The sequence below is a fragment of the Streptomyces dioscori genome, from assembly GCF_003024195.1.
GTDB classification, from domain to species: domain Bacteria; phylum Actinomycetota; class Actinomycetes; order Streptomycetales; family Streptomycetaceae; genus Streptomyces; species Streptomyces dioscori.
The window spans coordinates 297,376-321,323 of record NZ_KZ679038.1; the positions used below are offsets into that span (position 1 = coordinate 297,376).

Genomic DNA, 23,948 nt, shown 5'->3' on the forward strand with positions numbered 1-23,948 from the left:
AAGGCAATGCCGATGAAGAAGGCCCCCGGCGAGGAGCCGAACGAGGCTCTGACCGTGACCCCGCCGAAGAAGTGGGCCGCGGGCGTCCCCGCGGTGGCGCACGCGTTGGAGTACTCCCTGGAGGAGACCTCCGTGCGGCGCACCGGGGAGACGCTGCTGACCATGAACCAGGTGGGCGGCATCGACTGCCCCGGGTGCGCGTGGGCGGATCCCTCCCCGGGCGACCGGCATCGCAACGAGTACTGCGAGAACGGCGCCAAGCACATCAACGACGAGGCGACCTCGCGGCGCATCGGTGCCGACTTCTTCCGCGAGCACACGGTCTCCGAACTGGGCCGGCGCTCCGACAAATGGCTCAACCAGCAAGGGCGGCTCACCGAGCCGATGGTCAAGCGGCCGGGATCCGACTCGTACGAGCCGATCAGCTGGCACGACGCCTTCGACCTGCTCGCCTCGGAGCTGACGTCGCTCGACTCCCCCGACGAGGCGGTCTTCTACACCTCCGGCAGGGCCAGCAACGAGGCCGCGTTCGTGCTGCAGCTGTTCGCCAGGGCGCTGGGCACCAACAACCTGCCCGACTGCAGCAACATGTGCCACGAGTCCAGCGGCTTCGCGCTGCACGAGACGCTGGGTACGGGCAAGGGGACGGTCAGCCTCGACGACCTGCACCACGCCGACCTGATCTTCGTGGTGGGGCAGAACCCCGGGACCAATCATCCGCGCCAGCTGTCCGCGCTGGAGGAGGCGAAGCGCAACGGCGCCCGCATCATCGCGGTCAATCCCCTGCCGGAAGCCGGGCTGTTGCGGTTCAAGAACCCGCAGAAGCCCAGCGGGGTGATCGGCAAGGGCACCCAGATCGCCGACCGGTTCCTGCACATCCGCAACGGTGGTGACCTGGCCCTGTTCCAGGGGATCAACCGGTTGCTGCTGGAGGCCGAGGACTCCCGGCCGGGCGAGGTGCTCGCCCGCGACTTCATCGAGAGCGACACCAAGGGCTTCGAGGAGTTCGCCGCGCACGCACGCACCATCGAGTGGAACGACATCCTCGCCGCGACCGGTCTGGGCCGCGAGGAGATCGAGCAGGTCCGGGACGAGGTGATGGGCAGTCAGCGCGTCATCGTGTGCTGGGCGATGGGCATCACCCAGCACAAGCACGCCGTCCCCACCATCCGGGAGATCGTCAACTTCCTGCTGCTGCGCGGGAACGTCGGCAGGGCCGGCACCGGCGCCTGTCCCGTGCGCGGGCACAGCAACGTGCAGGGCGACCGCACGATGGGCATCTGGGAGCAGATGCCGGACGATTTCCTCGACTCGCTCCAGGAGGAGTTCGGCTTCGACCCGCCGCGCGCCCACGGGCTGGACTCCGTGAACACGATCAGGGCGATGCGCGAAGGCCGTATCAAGTTCTTCATCGCCCTGGCCGGCAACTTCGTACGGGCCGCTCCGGACAGCGAGGTCACCGAAGAGGCCATGCGCACCTGTCGTCTGACGGCCCACATCTCCACCAAGCTCAACCGGTCCCACACCGTGTGCGGCGAGACCGCGCTCATCCTGCCGACCCTCGGCCGCACGGAGGTCGACATCCAGGCCGACGGGGAGCAGTTCGTCACCGTCGAGAACTCGATGAGCGAGGTGCACACCACCCAGGGCCGTCTGAAGCCCGCCTCGCCCCTGCTGCTCAGCGAGATCTCCATCCTGTGCCGGCTCGCCCGCCGCACCCTCGACGGCACCGCCGACATCCCCTGGGAGGAGTTCGAGGCCGACTACGGCGCGATCCGCGACCACATCTCGCACATCGTCCCGGGGCTGCACGACTTCAACCGGCGCGTGACACGGCCCGGTGGCATCCAGCTGCCCAACGCGGTCAACGAGGGCGTCTACCACAACGATGTCGGCAAGGCGCTGTTCACCGCCAACGACTTCGCGATGCTGCAGGCCCCCGAGGGGCACCTGCTGCTGCAGACCCTGCGCTCCCACGACCAGTGGAACACCGTCCCGTACACGTCCAACGACCGCTACCGGGGCATCCACGGGAGCCGCCGGGTGGTGCTCGTCAATCCGGAGGACGTGGCCGCGCTGGGTCTCTCCGCCGGGCAGCACGTCGACCTGGTCAGCGTGTGGCGCGACGACCCCGACCGGCGCGCCGAGGACTTCCGCGTGGTCCCCTACCCCACCACGCGGGGCTGCGCGGCCGCCTACTACCCCGAGACCAACGTCCTGGTGCCGCTGGACAGCGTGGCCGACAAGAGCAACCAGCCGACGTCGAAGGCGATCGTGGTCCGCCTGGAGCCTGTCGCGTCGCCGGCGAGCGTGTCAACGGGGTGAATCCCGGCCATCGGTGGGCGAACGTCAGGTACCGGGCGGCGAACGTCAGGTACCGGGCACGGAGATGACGACCATGCGGTTCACCGTGCCGTCCTCGCCGACCACATCGCGTACGTGGCGGAAGCCCAGGCGGCGGCACAGGGCGAGACTCGCCGTGTTTCCGGCGCCCACCATGCCGTACGCCTCCGTCAGCCCGAGGTTGTCACCGGCGTGGCGGAGCAGACCGTGCACGGCTTCGGTGCCGATGCCCTGCCCCCAGTGGTCGGGGGCGAGGGCGACGATGAGTTCATGGCCGTCGACGTTGCCGGTCCTCTTCACCTCCGCGTGGCCGATGTACGTCCCCTGCCGCCACACCCCCCACACGTCGAACCGCTCCGTCGGGTAGACGTCGGTGAGGATGGCGCGGAACGCCGCGCGCAGGTCGTCCTCCGGGACCATGTCCTGGCCCATCCAGTGGCACACCTCCTCGTTGCGCAGCAGGGCGACGAAGTGCTTCTCGTCCTCGGGCCGGTAGGGCGTGAACTCCAGCCGTTCGGTTCTCAGGTCGGGTGTCATCGGTGGACTCCTGGGGTGAGTGCGGAGGGACGAGGACGGGGACAGAACTCTCCGTCCTCGTTCCCCGTCCCTCCGCGGCCACGGGCGATCAGACCTCCGTGTTCTCCATCCGCTCACGCAGGCTGCGCGGGCGCATGTCGGTCCACACCTCGTCGACGTACGCGGAGCACTCCTCCTCGGTGCCCTCCTTGCCGACGGGCTGCCAGCCCGCGGGCACCTCGACGTCGACCGGCCAGAGGGAGTACTGGTCCTCGTTGTTGCGCAGCACCTGGTAGCGGGTGTTCTCGTCCATGTCGTTCTCTCCTGTCGTGGGTGGGGGCGGTGTCGGGTCGTCCGGTCGGTGTGTGGTCAGAGGCTCTCTCTTGCATGCCGGGCGATGTGGCTCAGTGCCTCGGCGAAGTCCCCGGCGACGCGGCGCACGGTCGCCGGGTCGTACGTCCCGGCGTGGTGGTGCCAGGTGAAGGCGAAGCGGCCGTCGCGTACGGCGCCGACCACCTCCAGCGGATGCGATCCGCTGTCCCGGGGGTCGTGGTCCTGGCCGAAGGAGCCGTGCTCGGTCCGTACGAGCCCGCCGTCCGGGGCCGCGGGGCGGGCGTCCCACTGGCCCAGGTAGTTGAAGACCACCTGCCCGTGTGCGGCGGCGCCGAGCCGTTCGCGCACCTCGGGCGGCCCGAAGGTGCGCAGGGCGCCGAAGCCCAGCCCGTTGCCGGGCACGGAACGCAGTTGGCGGCGTACCGACTTCACCAGGGACCGCCAGTTGCGGGCGGGCCCGGGGCGGTCCGGTTCGGAGACCTGGAGGACGACCGGGTGGATGGTGGTGAACCAGCCGACCGTGCGGGACAGGTCCACGTCGTCGAGCAGGTCCTCGCGGCCGTGCCCTTCGAGGTCCAGACGGACGCGGTCGTTTCCGGTCCGGCGTGCCAGCGCCAGGGCCAGCGCGGCCAGCAGGACGTCGTTGACGCGGGTGCGGTAGGCGGCCGGCGCGGCGCGCAGCAGTGACTCCGTGTCCTCCTCCCCCAGTTCGACGGTGAACGGGCCCGCCTGCTGGGCGACCGGGGTGGTTGCGGCAGAGGCGGCGGCAGAGGCAGAGACAGCGGTCGGGAGTTGTCCGGCGGTCACGGCCTCCTCCCAGTAGGCCAGTTCGTGGTCCAGGCCGCCGCCGACGACATGTCCGGCGAGCTTGTGGGCCCAGTCGCGGAACGAGGTGGTGCGCTCCCCCAGGCTGACGGGCTCACCGCGCACGGCCTGCCGGTAGGCGGCTTCCAGGTCGTCGGCGAGGATGCGCCAGGACACGGCGTCCACGACGAGGTGGTGGGCGACCAGGAGGAGGAAGGCCGTCCCTTCTGCTTCGTCCGGGGGCCTGCTGTCCGCGGTCCTGCCGTCCGCGGTCCCGTCGTTCGCGGTCCTGCCGTCCGCGCCCGCGCCGGTGAACAGGGCCGCCCGCAGCAGCGGCCCCCGGCCCAGGTCGAAGCCGGTGTGCAGCGCGTCGGCGGCCTTCTTCATGGCCGCGTCCGCCTCCTCCGACGGCAGGCCCGACAGGTCGTACCGGACGAGGAGTTCCTCGCTCTCTCCCTGCTCCCCCGGCGGCGGGTTGAACTGGTGCCAGCCGTCGGCGTCCTCGGTGAAGCGCATGCGCAGCGCGTCGTGGTGTTCCAGCATCGCGTCCAGGGCGATGCCCAGGGCGGCGGGGTCGGGCGCGGCGTCGAGTTCCAGCAGCGCCGACTGGTTGAAGTGGGTGTGGTCGGCGCGCGGTGTGGTCAGGAACCACTCCTGGATCGGGGTGAGCGGCACCGCGCCGGTCGCCGGGCCGTCGCCCGCGTGCTGAGGAGCGGTGCCGACGACGGTGGCCAGCTCGGCGACGGTCTGGTGGGTGAACAGGTCCCGGGTGGCCAGGTGCAGGCCCTCGCGCCGCAGCCGGGAGACCACCTGCATGCTCAGGATCGAGTCGCCGCCGAGGACGAAGAAGTTGTCGTCCACGCCGATGTCCGCCACGCCGAGGACATCGGTCCAGACGTGCGCGATACGGCGTTCGGTATCGGTACGGGGCGCGGTACGCGGGCCGGCCGCGACGGCGGTGTGCGCGGGGTCGGGTGCGGGCAGGGCCCGCCGGTCCGTCTTGCCGTTGGGCGTCAGTGGCAGCCGCTCCAGCGGCACGAACACGGAGGGCACCATGTGCGGGGGCAACAGTCCGGCGAGGTCTTCGCGCAGCGCGGCGACCGGCAGACCACCGCCACCGCCTCCGCCTCCGTCGCCGCCATCGCCATCGCCATCGCCGTGGCCATGGTCGGCGGGGACGACGTACGCCACCAACCGCCCGTGGCCGTCCGACGGTTGACCGTCCGGACCGTGCGGGCCGTGCGAGCCGTCCGGACCGTCGGTGCGGACCACGACCACCGCGTCCCGCACGTACGGGCTGCGGCGCAGCGCGCTCTCCGTCTCCCCCGGCTCGATACGGAAGCCGCGCAGTTTGATCTGGTCGTCCGCGCGGCCGACGAAGCGCAGTTCGCCGTCGGCGCCCCGGCGCACCAGGTCGCCGGTGCGGTACATGCGCTCCCCCGCCGCGCCGAACGGGTCGGCGACGAACCGCCGGGCGGTCAGACCTGGCCGGTGGAGGTAGCCGCGGGCCAGCCCCGGCCCCGCAACGTACAGTTCCCCGGTCACACAAGGCGGGACGGGTCGCAGGGCGCCGTCGAGGACGTACACGCGGGTGGCGCCGGCCGGGCGGCCGATCGGCGGGGCGCCGTCCGCCGGGCTCAGCGGGCCGGTCCAGGTGGCGACGACGGTGGCCTCGGTGGGCCCGTAGGAGTTGATCATCCGGCGGCCGGGCGCCCACCGCTCCACGAGATCGGCGGGGCAGGCCTCGGCGCCGACGATCAGGGTGCGCAGGTGCGGCAGGTGCCCGGCGGTCTCCGGATCCACGGTGGCCAGCGCGGCCGGCGGGATGAGGGTGTGGCTGATGCGGCGCTCGGCGAGCACCTGGGCCAGCCGTTCGCCGATCAGCGGCCCTTCCTCCCCGGTGACGAGGGTGGCGCCGCTGAGGAGGGAGACGCACAGTTCGAGGACGGAGGCGTCGAAGCTGGGTGAGGCGAACTGCAGGACCCGGTCGCCGGGGCCCGCCGCGTACCGCTCGGCGGCGGCCGCGGCGAAGCCCGCGAGCCCCCTGTGCGTCACCGTGACGCCCTTGGGGGTCCCGGTGGACCCGGAGGTGTAGATGACGTACGCGGGATGGTCGGGGGTGAGGGCGGTGACGCGGACCGCTTCGGCGGGCGCGGTGTGCAGGCCGCCCACCCCCCATGTCTCCATTATCTCGGCCGGATCGTCGAGGACCACCCGTGCGCCCGCGTCGCGGACCATGAACTCCCGCCGCTGTGGGGGGTAGTTCGGGTCGACGGGCAGGAAGGCGGCGCCCGCCTTGGCGACGGCGAGCTGCGCCACCACCGTCTCGGCGGAGCGGGGCAGGGCGAGGGCCACGACGTCCTCGGGGCCGACCCCGCGGGCGATCAGCCGGTGGGCGAGCCGGTCCGCGGCGCGGTCGAGTCCGGCGTACGACAGCTGCCGTCCGGCGTCCTCCAGCGCCACGGCGTCGGGGGTGGCGGCCACCTGCCGTGCGAACAGGTCCGGCAGTGTCGCCACCGGTACCGGCCGGGCCGTGCCGCGCCCCTGCTCCAGCAGGGCTTTGAGTTCCTCGTCGGAGGCGAGCGGCAGGGCGGCCAGAGAGCGGTGCGGGTCGTCCGCGACGGCGGTCAGCAGCGTGGTGAGCTGATCGGCGAGGTGCTCGGCCGTGGCCGCGTCGAACAGGTCGGTGTTGTAGGTGAGCAGGCCGTCCAGCCCGCCGGAGTCCGCCTCGGCGAACTCCAGGGTGAGATCGAACGCGGCGTGCTGGAGCTCCGTCTCGACGGCGGACACCTCCAGGTCCGGTACGTCGAGACCGGCGGCCGGGGTGTTCTGCAGGACGACCATCACCTGGAACAGCGGGGTCCGGCTGGTGTCGCGTACCGGACGCACCTCGTCGACCACCTGCTCGAACGGCACCTCCTGGTGGGCGAACGCGTCCAGCACGGTCCGCCGGACGTCGTCGAGGAACTCGGCGAAGGGGCGCTCGGTATCGACGTGCGAGCGCAGCACCAGGGTGTTGACGAAGAAGCCGATCAGATGCTGGATCTCGGCCTGGTCCCGGCCCGAGGTGACCGTGCCGACGGTGACGTCCTGGCTGCCGCACAGCCGGGCCAGGAAGGTCTGGGCGGCGGCGACCAGCGTGGTGAAGAGGGTCGCCCCCCGGTCCCGGCCCACCTGTCCGAGGCGGCGCGCGACACCGGGCGGCAGGGTCAGCCGGGCACTCGCGCCGGACCGGGTGCGGAGGGGCGGGCGGGGCCGGTCGGTGGGCAGGTCCAGCGGTTTGATGTCCGCCAACTGCTCTTTCCAGTAGTCCAGTTGCTGCTCGTGTTCGCTGGTCGTGCGCTGCCAGTGGGCGTAGTCGGCGTACTGCACCGGCAGTGGCGGCAACGGCTCGGTGGCCGGGTCCAGTTCGGCCCGGTAGAGGTGGGCGAGGTCGCCGGTGAGGACGGCGGTCGACCAGCCGTCGGTGACGATGTGGTGCAGCGTGAGCGTCAGGACGTGCTCGTCGTCGGCCAGCCGGATCAGGCCGGTCCGCAGCAAGGGGCCCTCGCGGAGGTCGAAGGGCAGGGCGCGGTCGGCCGCGAGGCGCTTCTCCAGCCGGGCCGTGCGCTCGCCCTCCGGCAGCTCGGACAGGTCGTACAGGGGCAGCGGCACCTCCTGCGGAGGCCGCACGATCTGTACGCCCCTGCCGTCCACCGTGTCGAAGGTGGTACGCAGCGACTCGTGCCGTGTCACCAGCTTCCGCAGCGCCGCCGCGAGGGCCCGGGGGTCGAGCCGACCGCGCAGGCGCAGCGCCAGGGCTGTGACGTACTCGGTGCCGCCGGGGGCGAACTCCTCCAGGAACCAGAGGCGTTGCTGCGCGTACGACATCGGTGCGGTCGCGTCCCGGTCCACCGGTGCGATGACGGGGCGTTTCTCGTCCGCGGTCCGGTCCCCGGTGAGCAGTTCGGCGAGTGCGGCGGGCGTCGGGTGGGTGAAGACGACCCGCGGCGAGAGGGTGGTGCCGAACTCCTCGGCCAGGCGGGAGGCCAGCCGGATGCTGAGGATGGAGTCGCCGCCCAGCGCGAAGAAGTCGTCCTCCACGCCGGGCAGTTGGCCGCCCAGCACGTCAGCGAAGACGTCGGCGGTACGGCGTTCGGCCTCCGTGCGCGGCGCTGTCCGCGTGCCCTGCCCCGGGCCGGTGTTCCCTTCCGGAGCCGGGAGGGCGGCGTGGTCCACCTTGCCGTTGCCGCTCAGCGGGAGAGCCGTCAGCGCGACGAACGCGGAGGGCACCAGGTAGTCGGGGAGCATGCGGCGGGCGTAGGCGCGCAGCTCGTCCGGGTCGTGTCCGGCCGGGCCGACGACGTAGGCGACCAGGCGCCGGGCGCCGGGGCGGTCCTCGCGGGCCGTCACCGCCACGTCCGCGACGCCGGGGTGGGGCGCCAGCGCGGCGGCCACCTCGCCGGGCTCGACCCGGAAGCCGCGGATCTTCACCTGGTCGTCGGCGCGGCCCAGGAACTCGACGGTGCCGTCCGGGCGGCGCCGGGCCAGGTCGCCGGTGCGGTACATCCGGGCGCCGGGCGGTCCGAGGGGGTCGGCGAGGAAGCGGCGTGCGCTCTCGCCCGGACGGCCGAGGTAGCCGCGTGCCACGCCCTCGCCGGCGATGTACAGCTCGCCCGCGCAGCCCGGCGGGACGGGGCGCATCCGCGCGTCCAGGACATGGACCCGTTTGTCGTCGAGCGGCCTGCCGACGGGGACGGTGTCGGGGACGGCCGCCGCGTCGTCGAGGGCGTGGGAGGTGGCGAAGGTGGTGGTCTCGGTCGGCCCGTAGCCGTCCACGACGGTCAGCCCGGGGCAGGCGGCCAGTACGCGTCGTACGGCCGCCGCGGGGACCACGTCACCGCCGGTCCACACCTGCCGCAGTCCCGCGAAGGAGTCGGGCGAGTCCTGGGCCAGCAGCCGGAAGAGCCCGGCGGTCAGCCACACGGCGGTGAGCCGGGCCCCGCCGGTGCGCCCGGGATCCTCGGGCCGCCCGACATCGACGCCTCGCCGGCCGTCGCCGCAGCGCCCGACCCCGACGATGCTCCCGTCGTCACCGGACCTTCCGTTGGTCTCGGGGTGGCCGCCTGCAGCGGCCGGAGCGACGGGTCGGGCCGGTCGGGCGGGTCCGGCGCCCGCGGCACGCGCGCCCGCATCCGCACCCGCACCCGCACCCGCACCCGCACCGATCAGTCGCCGCAGCAGCGCCGCGTCCAGCGTCTCCCCGGGTGCCACGACCACGCAGCCGCCTGTCAGCAGCGGTGCCCACACCTCGAAGGTGGCGGCGTCGAACGCGACCGGGGAGTGCAGCAGCACCCGGGCGCAGACGCCGTCGGTGAAGCGGCTGTCGGTGGCCAGTGACGTCACGTCGCGGTGGCGGACCGCCACGGCCTTGGGCAGGCCGGTGGATCCGGAGGTGAACATGACGTAGGCCAGCCGGTCGGGATCCGCCGGCACCGCCGCGTGGCCCGTCAGGGGTGCGTGGCGGGCCGCGGCGACGTCCTCGGCGGTGAGCCGGGCCCTGACGTTCGCCTGCGCGAGCATGGTCCGGCGCCGTTCCTCGGGGGCGCGGCCGTCGACGGGCACGTAGGCGCCGCCCGCCTTGAGGACCGCGAGCTGGGCGACGACGAGTTCGGCGCGGCGGTCCATGAGCAGGGCCACCCCGTCCTCGGCGGCAAGACCGTCGGCGAGCAGCCGGGACGCCACCCGGTCGGACCAGTCGGCGAGTTCACGGTAGGTCAGCCGCCGGTCGCCGTCGTCCAGGGCGAGCGCGTCCGGGGTGCGGCGCGCCTGCTCGGCGAACAGATCCACCGGGCTGCGCGGCTCCACCCGGCGCGCGGTGGTGTTCCACGCCGCCAGCAGGCGCCGGTCCCCCGCAGTGAGGGGGTCGAGTGCGCCGACCCCGCCGTCGGTGTCGTCGATGCCGTCGGCGAGCCGGGTGAGCAGCGTGGCCAGGCGGGCCGTCGCCTGTTCCACCGTCTCGCGGTCGAAGAAGGCCGGGTCGTAGGCCAGGTCGAAGCCGAGCCGGTCGCTCAGGTGGGCGCGCAGGCACAGCGGGAACGTGGTCGCGTCGTCGGCGCGTACCTCGGCCACGCCCACCCCCGTCCGGGCGGCGGCCGACTCGTCGACCGGATAGTTCTCGAAGACGACCATGCTGTCGAACAGGGCTTGTCCGGACGGGACTTCGGTCAGCGACTGGATGCGGGCGAGGGAGAGGAAGTCGAAGCGCCGGTCCTCGCTCTGCGCCTCCTGAAGGCCCCGCAGCCAGGACAGAACGCCGTCGCCCCGGACCCGTACCCGGGTGGGCACGGTGTTGATGAACATGCCGATCATCGTGTCGACGCCGGGCAGTTCGGCGGGACGCCCGGAGACGGTCGTACCGAACACGACGTCGTCGCGCCCGCTGTAGCGGGCCAGCAGCAGTGCCCAGGCGGCCTGCACCACGGTGTTGACGGTCAGCCCGGCGCGGGCCGCCGTCTCGCGCAGCCGACCTGACGCGTCCCCGTCCAGTTCGTGGTGGACGGACTCGGCGGAGCGCGCCCGGTGTGCCTCGGCGGGGATGCGGTCGTACGGCAGCGGAGTGCGCTCGGTGACACCGGCGAGGGTGTCCGCCCAGTGCCGTTCGGCCGCGTCCTCGTCCTGTTCCCGCAGCCAGCGCACGAAGTCCGCGAAGGGCCGCCGCACGGGCGGTGCGCTGTCACGGCCGCCGGTGAGCGCGGCGTACCGCTCGCACACCTCGGTGAGCAGCTGCCCGGTGCTCCAGCCGTCGAGGATGAGGTGGTGGGAGGACCACAGCAGCAGGACCTCGGCACCGGGCAGCGCGGCCAGGGTGATGCGGGTGAGCGGCGCGGCCGTCAGGTCCATGCCCGCCGCGCGGTCCTCGGCGAGCAGCCGTTCCGTCGCGGCGGCGCGCTCCTCGCGGGTCAGGGTCCGCCAGTCCAGGTGGGTGACGGGCAGGTCCACGCGGTCGTGGACGACCTGGACGGGGTGCGGCAGGCCCTGCCAGTGGACGTCGGTGCGCAGCACCGGGGTGCGGTCGGTGACCTGCTGCCAGGCCGCCGCGAACACCCCCGGGTCGTCAACTCCCGTCAGGCGTACGGCCGTACGGTCGAAGTAGGCCCCGGCGGTGTCGACCAGTCCGTGGAAGAGCATGCCGGACTGCAGGGGTGTCAGCGGCAGGACGTCGGCCACCTGCCGTCCGTCGCCGACCAGGCGGTCGAGCTGTTGCTGGGAGAGCCCGGCGAGAGGGAAGTCCGAGGGGGTGCGGCCGCCCGCGTCCGGCTGCGCGCAGTGGGCCACGATGTCGCGGAGCGCCGCGCACATCTGCTCGGCCAGGTGCCGCACGGTGGACTCGTCGTGGACGGCCGCCGGGTAGGTCCAGCCGAGTTCGAGCCGACCGTCCTGGACGACGCCCGTGATGTCCAGCAGGTAGGGGCGGGTCTCGTCCGGGTCGGTGTCGCGGCCGGCCGGCGGGAGCACCGCGGACCGGTACAGACCGTCCTCGGTGCCGCTGCCCGCGTCCCAGCGTCCGTGGTAGTTGAAGCCGACCCGCGGGTGGGGGGCGTCGGCGAGCGGACTGTCCGGCAGGAGGTGGCGCAGGGCGCCGTGGCTGAGTCCGTGCAGCGGCACCGCGCGCAACTGCTCCTTGACCGAGCGCAAGGTGGCACGCCAGTCCGCGTCGGGCGCGACGGTCAGGGCGAGGGGGAACTCGGCGGTGAACCAGCCGACGGTCCGGGACAGGTCCACGTCGTCGAACAAATCCTCCCGGCCGTGTCCCTCCACCCCGACGAGGACCGTGTCACGGCCGCACCAGCGGGCCAGCGTGCGGCCGAGCGCGCTGAGCAGCACGTCGTTGACCTGGGTGCGGTAGACCTCGGGCACCCGGCGCAGCAGCGCCTCGGTCTCCTCCTCCGTCAGCGTCACGGTGACGGTGGCCGCGGTGCCGTGGGTGTTGGGGCCCGGCCGCCCGGCGGGCAGACCGGCGGGGGCCGCGGCGGTACGGGTCCAGTGCGCCAGGTCGGCGTCCAGGGCACCGGAGCGCGTGTGCTCCTCCAGCCGCCGCGCCCAGCGGCCGTACGAGGTGCCCGCCGGGGGAAGCGCGACGGGCTCCCCGGCTGCGGCGGCCCGGTGTGCGGTCTCCAGATCGCCGAGCAGGATGCGCCAGGACACGCCGTCGACGGCCAAGTGGTGCACGGTGAGCAGCAGTTGGGCGGGGCGCTCCGGGCCCCGGTCGAAGAGCAGGACGCGTACGACCCGGCCCTCGGTGGGATCGAGGGCCCCCTGCGCGGCGTCCGCCGCACGCTGCACCTGTGCCTCCAGCTCCGGGTCGTCCAGGTGGGACGTGTCGTAGCTCGTGAACACGGCGTGCGGTGCTTGTGGCAGCACCTGCTGGTGCCAGCCGTCCTCGGTGTGCCGGAAGCTGGTCCGCAGGGCCGGATGGCGGTACACGAGGGCGTCGACCGCCTGCTCCAGCGCCGACGGGTCGGCGCCGAGAGCCAGTTCCAGACGCTGGGTCATGGTGAAGCGCAGGGCGTCACCGGGACGCCGGTGGTCGAGGTACCAGCGCTGGATCGGCGTCAGGGGGGCCTCGGCGGGCACGGTCTCGTCCGTACCGGACGCCGGTCGGGGCGCCGACTCGGCGACGCGCAGGGCGAGTTCGGCGACGGTCTGGTGGCGGAAGACGTCCTTGGTGGTCAGGGCGAGCCCCGTCCGGCGGGCGCGGGAGACGATCTGGATGCTGAGGATGGAGTCGCCGCCGAGCGCGAAGAAGTTGTCGCGTGCGCCGACCCGCTCCACGCCGAGCACCTCGGCCCAGATCGCGGCGAGCCGTTCCTCCGTGCCGGGGCGTGGCGCCACGTACGGTGTGCCGCTGTCGGGCTGGGCCGGTGGTGCGGGCAACGCGCGGCGGTCGGTCTTGCCGCCGCTGGTACGCGGTATGCGAGTCAGCGGCACGAACGCGGTGGGCACCATGTGGTCCGGCAGGGTCCGCCGCAGCCGTACCCGCAGCTCGTCGGCGGAGGGAGCCTGCTCCCCGGCGGGCACGACGTACGCCACGAGCATGGTGCGCCCGGCGTGTTCGCGGGCGGTCACGGCGGCGTCGGTGACGTCCGGCAGCGCGAGCAGCGCGGCCTCCACCTCGCCGGGCTCGATACGGAACCCGCGGATCTTGACCTGCTCGTCGACCCGCCCCAGGAACTCCAGCGCGCCTGACGTGGTCCACCGGGCCCGGTCGCCGGTGCGGTACATCCGCCCGCCCGGCGCCGTGACCGTACCGGATCCGCCGGCCGGACCGGATGCCCCGAACCGATCGGCCGCTGCGAACGGATCGGCGATGAAGCGGGTGGCGGTCAGGCCCGGCCGGTTCAGATAGCCGCGGGCGACCTGTGCCCCGGCGAGATACAGCTCACCGGGTACGCCCGGCGGCACCGGGCGCAGGGCGCCGTCGAGGACGTACGCGCGCAGGTTGCGCCCCGGCCGGCCGATGACCGGGCGTTCGCCGTGGTCGGCGCAGCGGCCGTAGACGGCGTCGACGGTCGTCTCCGTGGGGCCGTACACGTTGTACGCGGTGACACCGAAGTCGTCCTGAGCGGCGCACAGTTCGGCCCAGGTGTCGGCGCCGACCGCCTCGCCGCCCACCAGCAGCAGACGCGGACGGTGGCGGCCGGGGGCGAGGAGCCCGGCGGCGGTGAGTTCGCGGAGGAAGGACGGGGTGACGTTCACCAGGTCCAGTTCCCGCTCGTCGACCTGGGCGCAGAACGCCTCCGGGTCGAGGCGTACGTCCTCGTCGACGAGGTGGACCTCCTGGCCGAGGGCGAGCAGCAGCGGTCCCTCCCAGGAGGTGTCGAAGGAGAAGGAGGCGCTGAGCGCGGCCTTGAGCCGTCGCCCGTCGGCGGTGTGCGGGGCGACGAGTCCTTCGCGGTGGTCGTGGCAGAGGTTGACCAGGTGGCGGTGTTCCACCGTGACGCCCTTGGGGCGGCCGGTGGAGCCGGAGGTGTAGATGATGTACGCGGCGTTGTCCGGGTGCAGTGCAGCGAGCCGGTCGGCGTCAGTGGGGTCGTGGGCGGGCAGTTCGTCCCAGGGCGTCCCGCGCAGGATGTCGGCCGTCAGGACCGTGTGCGGCGCGGCGTCCTCGACGAGGAACGCGACGCGCTCCTCGGGCAGGCCCGGGTCTGCGCAGAGCAGGGTGCCACCCGCCTTGAGCACGGCGAACACGGCAACCAGCAGTTCCGAGGTGCGCGGCAGCCGCACGGCGACCACGCGCTCCGGGCCGACGCCCAGCGTGATGAGGTGATGGGCCAGCCGGTTGGCCCGCTCGTTCAGGGCCGCGAAGGTGAGCGTGCCGTCCCGGGCCACCAGGGCGGTGGCGTACGGGGTGCGGGCCGCCTGCGCCTCGAACAGGGCAGGGAAGTCGGTGTCGGGCACGGGCAGCCGGTCGCCCTGCCACTCGTCCAGGACCTGCCGCTGTTCGGCGGGTGTCAGGAGCGGCAGCGCGCGGGCGTCCCGGTGCGGATCCTCCACCGCCGCTTCCAGCAGCAACCGCAACCGTGCGACGAGTCGTTCGGCGGTGTCCTCGTCGAACAGCCCGGTGTCGTACTCCAGATAGCCGGTCACGCCACCGTCGCTCGCGTCGTCACCGTCACCCGCGGCGTAACCGTCACGCGCGTCGTTCTCGACGAAGTCGAAGGCGAGGTCGTAGGAGGCGTACCGGATCGGGGGCGTGAGCGGTTCGACGTCCAGGCCCGGCAGGTCGAGGTTCTCGGCGCCGAGGTTGTGCAGCGCCACCATCACCTGGAACAGCGGGGTGCGGCTGGTGTCCCGCTCGGGCTGGAGGGCGTCCACCAGTTTCTCGAACGGCACGTCCTGGTGGGCGAACGCGTCCAGGACGTTGGTGCGCACCCGCTCCAGCAGCGTGCGGAACGACAGTCCGGGCTCGACCCGGTTGCGGAGCACGAGGGTATTGACGAACATGCCGACCACGTCGTGGAGTTCGGGCCGTTCGCGGCCCGCCGTGACCGTGCCGACGGTGATGTCCTCCTGGTCGGCCCAGCGCGAGAGCAGGACCGTGCAGGCCGTCAGCAGGGTCATGTAGAGGGTGGCGTCGGCGTCGCGGCCCGTCTCCCGCAGCCGTTCGGTGAGTGCGGCGGGGAGGGTGAAGGTCACCATGGCGCCCTCCCGGCTGCGTACGGCGGGACGCGGGCGGTCGGTGGGCGGCTCCAGCGGGGTGATCCCGTCCAACGTGGCCCGCCAGTAGCCGAGTTGTTCGTCGACCTCGTCGGTGCGGGCGCGCTGCCAGGCCGCGAAGTCCGCGTACCGCACGGGCAGGTGGGGCAGCCGGGGCGCGCGGCTCTCCCGGGCGGCCGTGTACAGCTCGCCCAGGTCCCGGCCCAGCACACCGGCCGACCAGCCGTCGGTGACGATGTGGTGCACGGCCAGGACCAGGACGTGCTCGTCGTCGGCCAGCCGCACGAGGCGGGCCCGCAGAAGGGGTCCGGCGCCCAGGTCGAAGGGGGCGGACGCCTCGCGTTCGATGAGGGCGTCCAGGTGGTCGCGGGCGCCGGTGAGGTCGTCGAGCGGCAGATCCACCGGGTACGGCGGGTGGACGATCTGCCGGGCCTGACCGTCCTGCCGGGCGTCCTGCAGGGCATGGCCGTCCTGCCGGCCTTCCGGTCCGGTTTCGCGGAACGTGGTGCGCAACGCCTCGTGCCGGGCGACCAGTCCGTCGAGGGCCGCCCGCAGGGCGTCGGCGTCGAGCGGGCCGCGCAGGCGCAGCACGGACAGGGTCGTGTACTCGGTGCTGCCCGGCTCGAAGCGGTCGAGGAACCACAGCCGCTGCTGCGCGTACGACAGCGGCGCCGGGGTGTTCGGGTCCACGGCCGGGATGACGTCGGCCGGTGCGGTGCCGTGCCGCGCCGGGTCGCCGAGCTCGGCGGCCAGGTCGGACAGCGTGGAGTGGGTGAACAGCAACCGGGGCGAGACCTCCGTACCGAAGGCGGCGCGCAGCCGTGAGACGACCCGGACGGCGAGGATCGAGTCGCCGCCGAGGGCGAAGAAGTCGTCGTCGGCTCCCACCTCGTCGGTGTCGAGGACGTCCGCCCAGGCGGCGGCGACCGCACGTTCGGCGGGCGTGCGCGGCGCCACGCGCTCGGCGTCCGTGGCGAAGCCGTCCGGTCCGGGGGCGGGCAGCGCGCGCCGGTCGAGTTTGCCGTTGACGGTCAGGGGCAGGGCCGCCATCGGCACATACGCGGCGGGCACCATGTGCGCGGGCAGCAACCGCTCCAGGTGGGCGCGGAGTTCGGCGGCGGGCGGCGGTTCTGCGGCCACCGGCAATGCGGCGGCGAGCCGCGGCTCGATAACTACCGGCGATTCGGTGGCGGCCGGGGGTTCGGTGGCGGTCCGCGGCTCGGCGCCGCCCCGGCCGACGACGTGGGCCACCAGCCGGCGCGTCCCCGAGCCGTCCTCGTACACACCCACCGCGGCCGCGCCGACGCCCGCGTGGGTGTGCAGGGCGGCCTCGATCTCGCCGGGTTCGATGCGGTAGCCGCGGATCTTCACCTGCTGGTCGGCGCGGCCCAGGTACTCCAGCGTGCCGTCGGCCCGTCGGCGGGCCCGGTCGCCGGTGCGGTACATCCGCCGCCCCGGCGCGGCGGACGGGTCGGACGCCGCGAACGGGTCGGCGAGGAAGCGGGTGGCGGTCAGCCCCGGCCTGCGCAGATAGCCGCGGGCCAGGCCCTCCCCCGCCACGTACATCTCCCCCACGGCTCCGGGCGGTACGGGGGCCAGGTCGCCGTCGAGGACGTAGATCCGCAGGTCGGGTATGCCGGTGCCGATGGGGCTCGCGGCGCCCGTGCGGGCCGTGGTGCGGTCCAGCGGCTCGTAGGTGACGTGCACGGTGGTCTCGGTGATGCCGTACATGTTGACCAGGCGCGGCGCGGTGTCGGGGTGGTGCGCGTACCACTCGGCGAGGCGGTCGACGTCCAGGGCCTCGCCGCCGAAGACCACGGTGCGCAGGGCGAGTCGGGCGCCGAGTTCGGGGTGTTCGGCGTCGGCGCGGGCCAGGGGGTAGAAGGCGGACGGGGTCTGGTTGAGGACGGTGACCTGCTCGTCGGCGAGCAGCCGCAGGAAGTCCTCCGGGGAGCGGGCGGTGTCGTCGGGGACGACGACGAGCCGGCCGCCGTGCAGCAGGGCGCCCCACAGTTCCCAGACGGAGAAGTCGAACGCGTAGGAGTGGAACAGGGTCCACACGTCCGACTCGTCGAAGCCGAACCAGTGGTGCGTGCGGCTGAACAGGCGCACGACGTTGGCGTGCGGCACGACCACGCCTTTGGGGCGGCCGGTGGAGCCGGAGGTGTAGATGGCGTACGCGGGGCTCTCCGGCAGGGGACGGCGGGAGGGCGCGGGTCCGGTGGCGGGGCGGCGGGCGAGGTCGGCCCGTACGTCGGGAGTGTCCAGTACGAGGAGCGGGACGCCGGTGTCCCGCACGCGTCCGGCGGCCTCCGTGGTCGTCATCGGGGTGGTCGTCACCAGGGTCACCGGGGCGGCGTCGTCCAGCAGTTGGGCGACGCGTTCGGCGGGCAGTTTCGGGTCGACGGGCAGATAGGCGGCGCCCGTCTTGAGGACGGCGAGGACCGCCACGACGAGGTCGGTGGTCCGGGGCAGGGCGAGGGCCACGAAACGCTCGGGTCCGGCGCCGGCCTCGGCCAGCCGGTGGGCGAGGCGGCCGGCCGCCGCGTCGAGCGTGGCGTAGTCGAGGCGGTCGGAGCCGCAGGTGACCGCGACGGCCTCCGGAGTGCGGGCGGCCTGGGCCTCGAACAGGTCCACCAGGGTGTCCGCCGGCCGGCCGTGCTCGGTGCCGTTGAAGTCGACGAGCATGCGCCGCCGTTCCTCGGCGGTCGTCCGGGCCAGGGCGCGCAGCGGGCGGCCGGGGTGCTCGGCGATCTCCGTGAGGAGCAGGCGGAGGCGGTGGGTGAGCGCCCGGACGGTGTCGGCGTCGAAGAGGTCCGGGTCGTAGGCCAGGTCGAAGCCGAGCCGTTCGCCCTGGTAGGCGCGCAGGACGAGGGGGTAGTTGGTGGCGTCCCGGGAGGCCACGTCCACCAGCCGCACTCCGGAGCCTGAGGTGCGGGCCGCGTCGAAGGGGTAGTTCTCGAAGGCGACCATGCTGTGGAAGAGCGGGGTGCCGGAGGGTACGTCGCTCAGGGCGGTCAGCTCGGCCAGGGAGGCAGCGGCGAACCGCCGCGACTCGGCCTGTACGTCCTGGAGTTCGCGCAGCCAGTCGGCGGCCGGGCGGCCGCCGTCGATGCGTACGCGGGTGGGCACGGTGTTGATGAACATGCCCACCATCGACTCCACGCCCGGCAGTTCGTCGGGGCGGCCGGAGACGGTCGTGCCGAACACCACGTCCGGCTCGGCGCTGTGGCGGGCCAGCAGCAGCGCCCAGGCGCCCTGCACCACGGTGTTCACGGTCAGTCCGGCGTCGCGGGCGGTGCGGGCGAGCGTCGCGGACACCGTGTCGGACAGTTCGGCCGTGTGGACGTCCGCCGACCGGCTTTCGTGGGTGCCGGTCAGGGGCCGGTCGACGGGCAGCGGCGTGGGAGAGGCGAAGCCGCCGAGGGTCGCCCGCCAGTGCGCACGCGCGGCCTCGGCGTCCTGGTCGGCAAGCCATCGCACGTAGTCGGCGAAGGACCGGCGCACGGGCGGGCTCGGCTCGCCGCCGACGGTGAGCGCCGCGTACTCCTCGCACACCTCCGTCAGCACCTGGGCCAGGCTCCAGCCGTCGAGGATGAGGTGGTGGGAGGTCCACAGCAGGTGCAGGCGGGCGTCGGGCAGCCGGATCAGGGAGAGCCGCATCAGGGGTGCCGAGGCGAGGCCGATGCCGTGGGCGAGATCGTCGGCGCGGAGCCGGTCGAATCGGTCGGCGCGCTCCTGCGGGGCCACGTCCCGCCAGTCGAGTTGTGTGAGGGGCACCCGTACGTCCCGGTGCACGACCTGGAGGGGGACGGGCACGTCCTGCCATACGACCGAGGTGCGCAGTGCGGGTGTGCGGTCGGTGACCCGCTGCCAGGCCAGGCCGAACGTGTGCGGGTCGGCCACGCCGTCGAGGAGCAGGGCGGCCTGGTCCACGTACACGTCGTCGGCGCCGCCCATCAGCCGGTGGAAGAGCATGCCCTCCTGGAGCGGGGTGAGCGGCAGCAGGTCCTCCACCGTGCGGGCGTCGCCGACGAGGCGGTCCACGGCGGCCTGGTCCAGACGGGCGAGGGGGAAGTCGGAGGGGGTGCGACCGCCCGCGCCGGGACGGGCGCAGTGCTCGGCGATCGCGGCCAGCGCCGCCACCATGCCGTTCGCCAACTCCCCTACGGTGTCCGGGGTGTGGGCCTGGTCGCTGTAGTGCCAGGTGATCTCCAGCTCGCCGTCGGCGACCACGGCGGAGATGTCGAGCAGGTGGTCGAGGGGTTCGTCGGCGGCCATGTCCCGGCCGGGTACTTCGGCGGCAGGCGCGAAGTCCGCTCCTGCGGTGGTGTCCCACTGCCCGTGGTAGTTGAAGCACACCTGGGGCAACGGCAGTTCGCGCAGAGCACCGGCGGCCGGGTCGGGTGAGCCCAGGCGGGCGAGCGCCTCGTAGCTCAGTCCGCGCCGGGGCACGGCCCGCAGCCGTTCCTTGACGGCCTTCAGGGTGCCGCCCCAGTCGGGTGCGGCGGGCGTTCCGGCCGGGGTGAGGGTGACGGGGTACTGGGAGGTGAACCAGCCCACCGTGCGGGACAGGTCCACGTTCCCCGCGATCAGGTCCTCGCGCCCGTGGCCCTCAAGGGCGACGGTCACGTGCTCGGTGCCCGCCCAGTCGGCGAGGACCCTGCTCAGCGCGCCGAGCAGGACGTCGTTGACCTGCGTGCGGTAGGCGGTGGGCACCCGGCGCAGCAACGCCTCGGTGGTGGCGCGGTCCACGCGGGTGCGGACGGTGCGTACGGTTCCGGCGAGCGGGGTTCCCCGGCGGTCCACCGGCAGCGGGGTACGGGGCCGGGCGGCCTCCGTGGTCCAGTACGGCAGGTCGTCGTCCAGGTCGCCTGCTCGTGTGAGGCGGGCCAGGTGGGCGGCCCAGTCGGTGAACGGCGTGGCCACGGGTTCCAGTTGAATCGCCTCGCCCGCTGCCGCCTGCCGGTAGGCCTGCCGCAGGTCGCCGAGCAGGATCCGCCAGGACACGCTGTCCACGGCCAAGTGGTGTGCGGTGACGAACAGTTGAGGGCGTCCGCCGGGTGGGGGCAGGAGCAGGGCGGCACGCAGCAGGGCGCCGGTGGCCGGGTCGAGGGCGGCGCGGGCGGTGTGGGCGGCGGAGAGGCGGGCCTCCGCGGGGTCCGGGGCGGCGGAGAGGTCGTGGCGGGTCAGCAGACCGGTGACGGGTCCTTCGCCGGGGTGCTGCCGCCGGACACCACCGGTGTGACCGGTGACACCGGGTTCACCGGTGACACTGGCCTGTCCGTTCTGGCCGGCCCCGCCGACGGTCCTGCCGTCGCTGTGGGCGAAGCGGGTGCGCAGCGCCGGGTGGTGGATGGCCAGCGCTTCCACTGCGTGTTCCAGGGCGGGTTCGTCGACGTCGTACGGCAGGTCGAGCAGCATCGACATGCTGAAGGGCCGCAGGCGCCCGTCCCGGTCGCTGTGGGTGGCGGCGTACCACTCCTGGACCGGGGTCAGCGGGGCGGGCCCGTCCTCGCGCGGCCGTCGGGGTACGGGTGTCCCGGCAATACGGCGGGACGCGGCGGCGGCAAGGTCGGCGACGGTCTGGTGGCGGAAGACGTCCCGCGAGGTCAGGTGCAGGCCGGCCGCGCGGGCGCGGGAGACGGCCTGGATGCTGAGGATGGAGTCGCCGCCGAGTTCGAAGAAGTTGTCGGTGACGCCCACGCGGGTGACGCCCAGTACCTCCGCCCAGACTCCGGCCAGCGTCTCCTCGTCCGGGGTACGCGGTGCGACGAACTCCCGCTCGCGCGGGGCTGTTTCGAGGTCGGGGGCGGGCAGGGCACGGCGGTCCAGCTTGCCGCTGGTGGTCAGCGGCAGCGTGTCGAGCACGGTGAACGACGACGGCACCATGTGGTCGGGCAGGACGCGCCGGCAGGCGGCCCGCAGCTGTGCGGCGCTGGGCGGTTCGGCGCCCGCGGCCGGTACGACGTAGGCGGCGAGCCGCAGCTGGCCGTGCGTGTCGGGGAGCGCGACGACCGCGGCGCCGGTGAGGTCCGGCAGGTCGAGCAGGGCTGCCTCGATCTCGCCCGGCTCGATGCGGTGGCCGCGTACCTTCACCTGGTCGTCGGCCCGCCCGAGGTGGTCGAGACGTCCGTCGGCGGTCCAGCGGGCCAGGTCGCCCGTGCGGTACATCCGGGTTCCGGGTGCGCCGAAGGGGTCGGCGAGGAAGCGGGTGGCGGTCAGCCCCGGCCGGCCCGCGTATCCGCGGGCGACCTGTTCGCCCGCCAGGTACAGCTCGCCGCCGACGCCTGGCGGTACCGGCTGGAGGCGGTCGTCGAGTACGTAGGCGCGGACGTTGGGCAGGGGCCTGCCCACCAGGGGGCGTCCTTCGCCCTCGATACGGCAGGCCAGGGTGTCGACCGTGCACTCGGTGGGCCCGTAGAAGTTGTACGCGGCCACGCCCTGGTGTCCAGCCAGCTCGCGCCACAGGGCGGGGCCGATCGGCTCGCCGCCGAGCATCAGGACGCGCGGCTGGTGGCGCGGGTCGGTGAGCAGTCCGGCGGGCAGCAGTTGGCGCAGGTAGGAGGGGGTCAGGTCGAGGAAGTCGACGCGGTGCTCGACGACGTACTCGACCAGCTCGGCGGCGTCGAGCCGGGTCGTCTCGTCGACCAGGTGCAGCGGGTGGCCGTCGGCCATCAGCAGCACGCCCTCCAACGAGGTGTCGAAGGAGAACGACGCGGTCAGCGCGACCCGCAGCGGCCCCCCTCCCGCGTCGGCCACGAACCCCTCGCGGTGGGCGGCCAGCAGATGCGTGAGCGACCGGTGCGTCACGGCGACCCCCTTGGGCCGCCCGGTGGAACCGGAGGTGTAAATGACGTAGGCGGTGGTGTCCGGGTCGGGGGGTGCGGTGGCCCGGTCGGTTCCCGGGTCCGGGAGCGCGCCGGGCTCGACCTCCCACACCGCCGCCAACGCCGCCTCGTCCAGCACCAGCGCGGGTCGCGCGTCGTCGAGCAGGAACTGGACCCGCTCCTGCGGCAGTGCGAGGTCCAGAGGCAGATACCCGGCGCCGGACTTCCAGACGGCGAGGATCGCCACGATCATGTCGGCGGTGCGCGGGAGCCTGAGCGCGACGAGGCGTTCGGGGCCGGCGCCTTGGGCGACGAGGTGGCGGGCGAGCCGGTCGGCGCGGGTGTTGAGCGTCGCGTAGTCGAGGCGGTCCTCCCCCGCGACCAGCGCTGTGGCGTGCGGGACGCGCTCCGCCTGCCGGGCGAAGAGCTCCGGGCAGGTGACGGCGGGGACGGCCGAGGCAGTGCCGTGCCACTCCTCCGTGATCCGCCGGGCCTCGTCCGGGCCGAGCAGGGGCAGCGAGCCCAGCGGCCGGTCCGGCGCGGTCGCGGCGCCCTCCAGGGTGCGTAGCAGCTGGTCGGTGATCCGTTCCGCGGTGGCCGTGTCGAACAGGTCGGTGCGGTACTCCAGCAGACCGGTCAGCCCCTCCCCGTCGGGGACGAACTCGACGCTGAGCTCGAAGGTGGCGGCCTGCCGGGGCACCGCGACCGGTGAGGCGGTCAGGTCGCGCAGGGCGGGAGCCGTGGGCGGGGCGGGGTGGAGCAGGACCATCACGTCGAACAGGGGGTTGCGGCCCGCCTCGCGGGTCGCCCCCACCGCCTCCACCAGCCGCTCGAACGGTGTGTCGCCGTGCGCGAAGGCGTCGTTGACGGTGGTCGCGGCGGAACCGAGCAGGTCGCGGAAGGAGCCGCCCGTGTCCACGGGGGTGCGCAGGACGACGGTGTTGGCGAAGAAGCCGACGGTGCGTTCCAGGTCGGTGCGCGACCGCCCCGGGGTGAGGGAGCCGATGGTGATGTCGTCCTGCCCGGACCAGCGGGCCAGCAGCGCCTGGCAGGCGGCGACCAGCGAGGTGAACAGCGTGGTGTGCTGCTCGGCCGCCAGCTCCCGCAGCCGCGCGGTGGTCCGCGCGGGCACGGTGAAGGTGCGTACCGCGCCCGCACCGGACTCCTCACCGTCACGTGGGTGGTCCAGCGGCAGCCGGGAAGCGACGGCCCCCGACAACTGTGCTTTCCAGTGATCGAGTTGGCGCTCCAGCCGAGGACCGGAGAGCTGTTCGCGCTGCCATGCCGCGAAGTCCGGGTACTGCGTCGCCACCGGTCCCGGCTCCGGCGCCGCACCCCGGGCGAAGGCGTCGTACGCGGTGCACAGTTCCTCCAGCACGATACCCATCGACCAGCCGTCGGTGATGATGTGATGGGCCGTCAGCAGCAGAGTGTGGGCGGTGTCCGTCTCGCGCAGAAGCAGGGCCCGCAGCAGCGGACCGGCGTCCAGGTCGAAGGGCCGCCCGTACTCCGCGAGCAGCGCCCCCTCCAGGGCGTACGACGGCGTGTCGGTCACCGGGAGCGGCACCGGGGCCGCCGGTCGTACCGTCTGCGCGGGCCGTCCGTCGCGCTCCTCGAACGTGGTGCGCAGCGCCTCGTGCCGCTCGACGACGGTGTCCAGGGCGCGGGAGAGCGCGGTGCGGTCCAGCGGGCCGGTCAGGCGCAGGGCGACGGCGCTGTTGTAGCGGGCGTCGCCGGGGCGCAGCCGGTCCAGGAACCACAGCCGCTGCTGGGCGAAGGACAGGGGCAGCGGCCGGGTGCGGTCGGCGGGCGGGATGCCCTGGCGGGCGGCGGCCCGGCCGGCGAGGCGGCGGCGCATCGCCTCCTGGAGGTCCTGGGGCAGGGCGGTGGTGCGGTCTCGCTTCGAAGACGTCATGGTCTGCC

The 23,948-nt window shown here is 73.6% G+C and carries 4 protein-coding genes; 1 reads left to right on the forward strand and 3 read right to left on the reverse strand.

Annotation, left to right across the window (positions count from 1 at the left end; translation table 11 throughout):
• Nucleotides 1-12 precede the first annotated feature (12 nt).
• Nucleotides 13-2,325 (forward strand): FdhF/YdeP family oxidoreductase, encoded by a 2,313-nt coding sequence (locus C6Y14_RS01425; protein WP_107015123.1) that lies wholly within the window; start codon nt 13-15, stop codon nt 2,323-2,325.
• A gap of 45 nt (nt 2,326-2,370) precedes the next feature.
• Here C6Y14_RS01425 and C6Y14_RS01430 read toward each other — a convergent pair whose 3' ends face one another.
• From C6Y14_RS01430 to C6Y14_RS01440, 3 genes are all read right to left on the reverse strand, one after another.
• Nucleotides 2,371-2,880: a GNAT family N-acetyltransferase gene (locus tag C6Y14_RS01430; protein ID WP_107014570.1), complete on the reverse strand. Its 510-nt coding sequence runs from the start codon at nt 2,878-2,880 to the stop codon at nt 2,371-2,373.
• Nucleotides 2,881-2,968: 88 nt separating this feature from the next.
• Complete coding sequence (locus C6Y14_RS01435) at nt 2,969-3,172, reverse strand: MbtH family protein (RefSeq protein WP_107014571.1); 204 nt, start codon at nt 3,170-3,172, stop codon at nt 2,969-2,971.
• 56 nt (nt 3,173-3,228) lie between these two features.
• The gene (locus C6Y14_RS01440) at nt 3,229-23,940 is read right to left on the reverse strand and encodes a non-ribosomal peptide synthetase (RefSeq protein ID WP_107015124.1); all 20,712 of its coding nucleotides are present in this window, start codon (nt 23,938-23,940) and stop codon (nt 3,229-3,231) included.
• Nucleotides 23,941-23,948: the final 8 nt, after the last annotated feature.

Bases quoted from the DNA above. Each gene is read 5' to 3' on its own strand.
- C6Y14_RS01425 (WP_107015123.1), top strand. From the start codon at position 13: ATGAAGAAGGCCCCCGGCGAGGAGCCGAACGAGGCTCTGACCGTGACC.
- C6Y14_RS01430 (WP_107014570.1), bottom strand. From the start codon at position 2,880: ATGACACCCGACCTGAGAACCGAACGGCTGGAGTTCACGCCCTACCGG.
- C6Y14_RS01435 (WP_107014571.1), bottom strand. From the start codon at position 3,172: ATGGACGAGAACACCCGCTACCAGGTGCTGCGCAACAACGAGGACCAG.
- C6Y14_RS01440 (WP_107015124.1), bottom strand. From the start codon at position 23,940: ATGACGTCTTCGAAGCGAGACCGCACCACCGCCCTGCCCCAGGACCTC.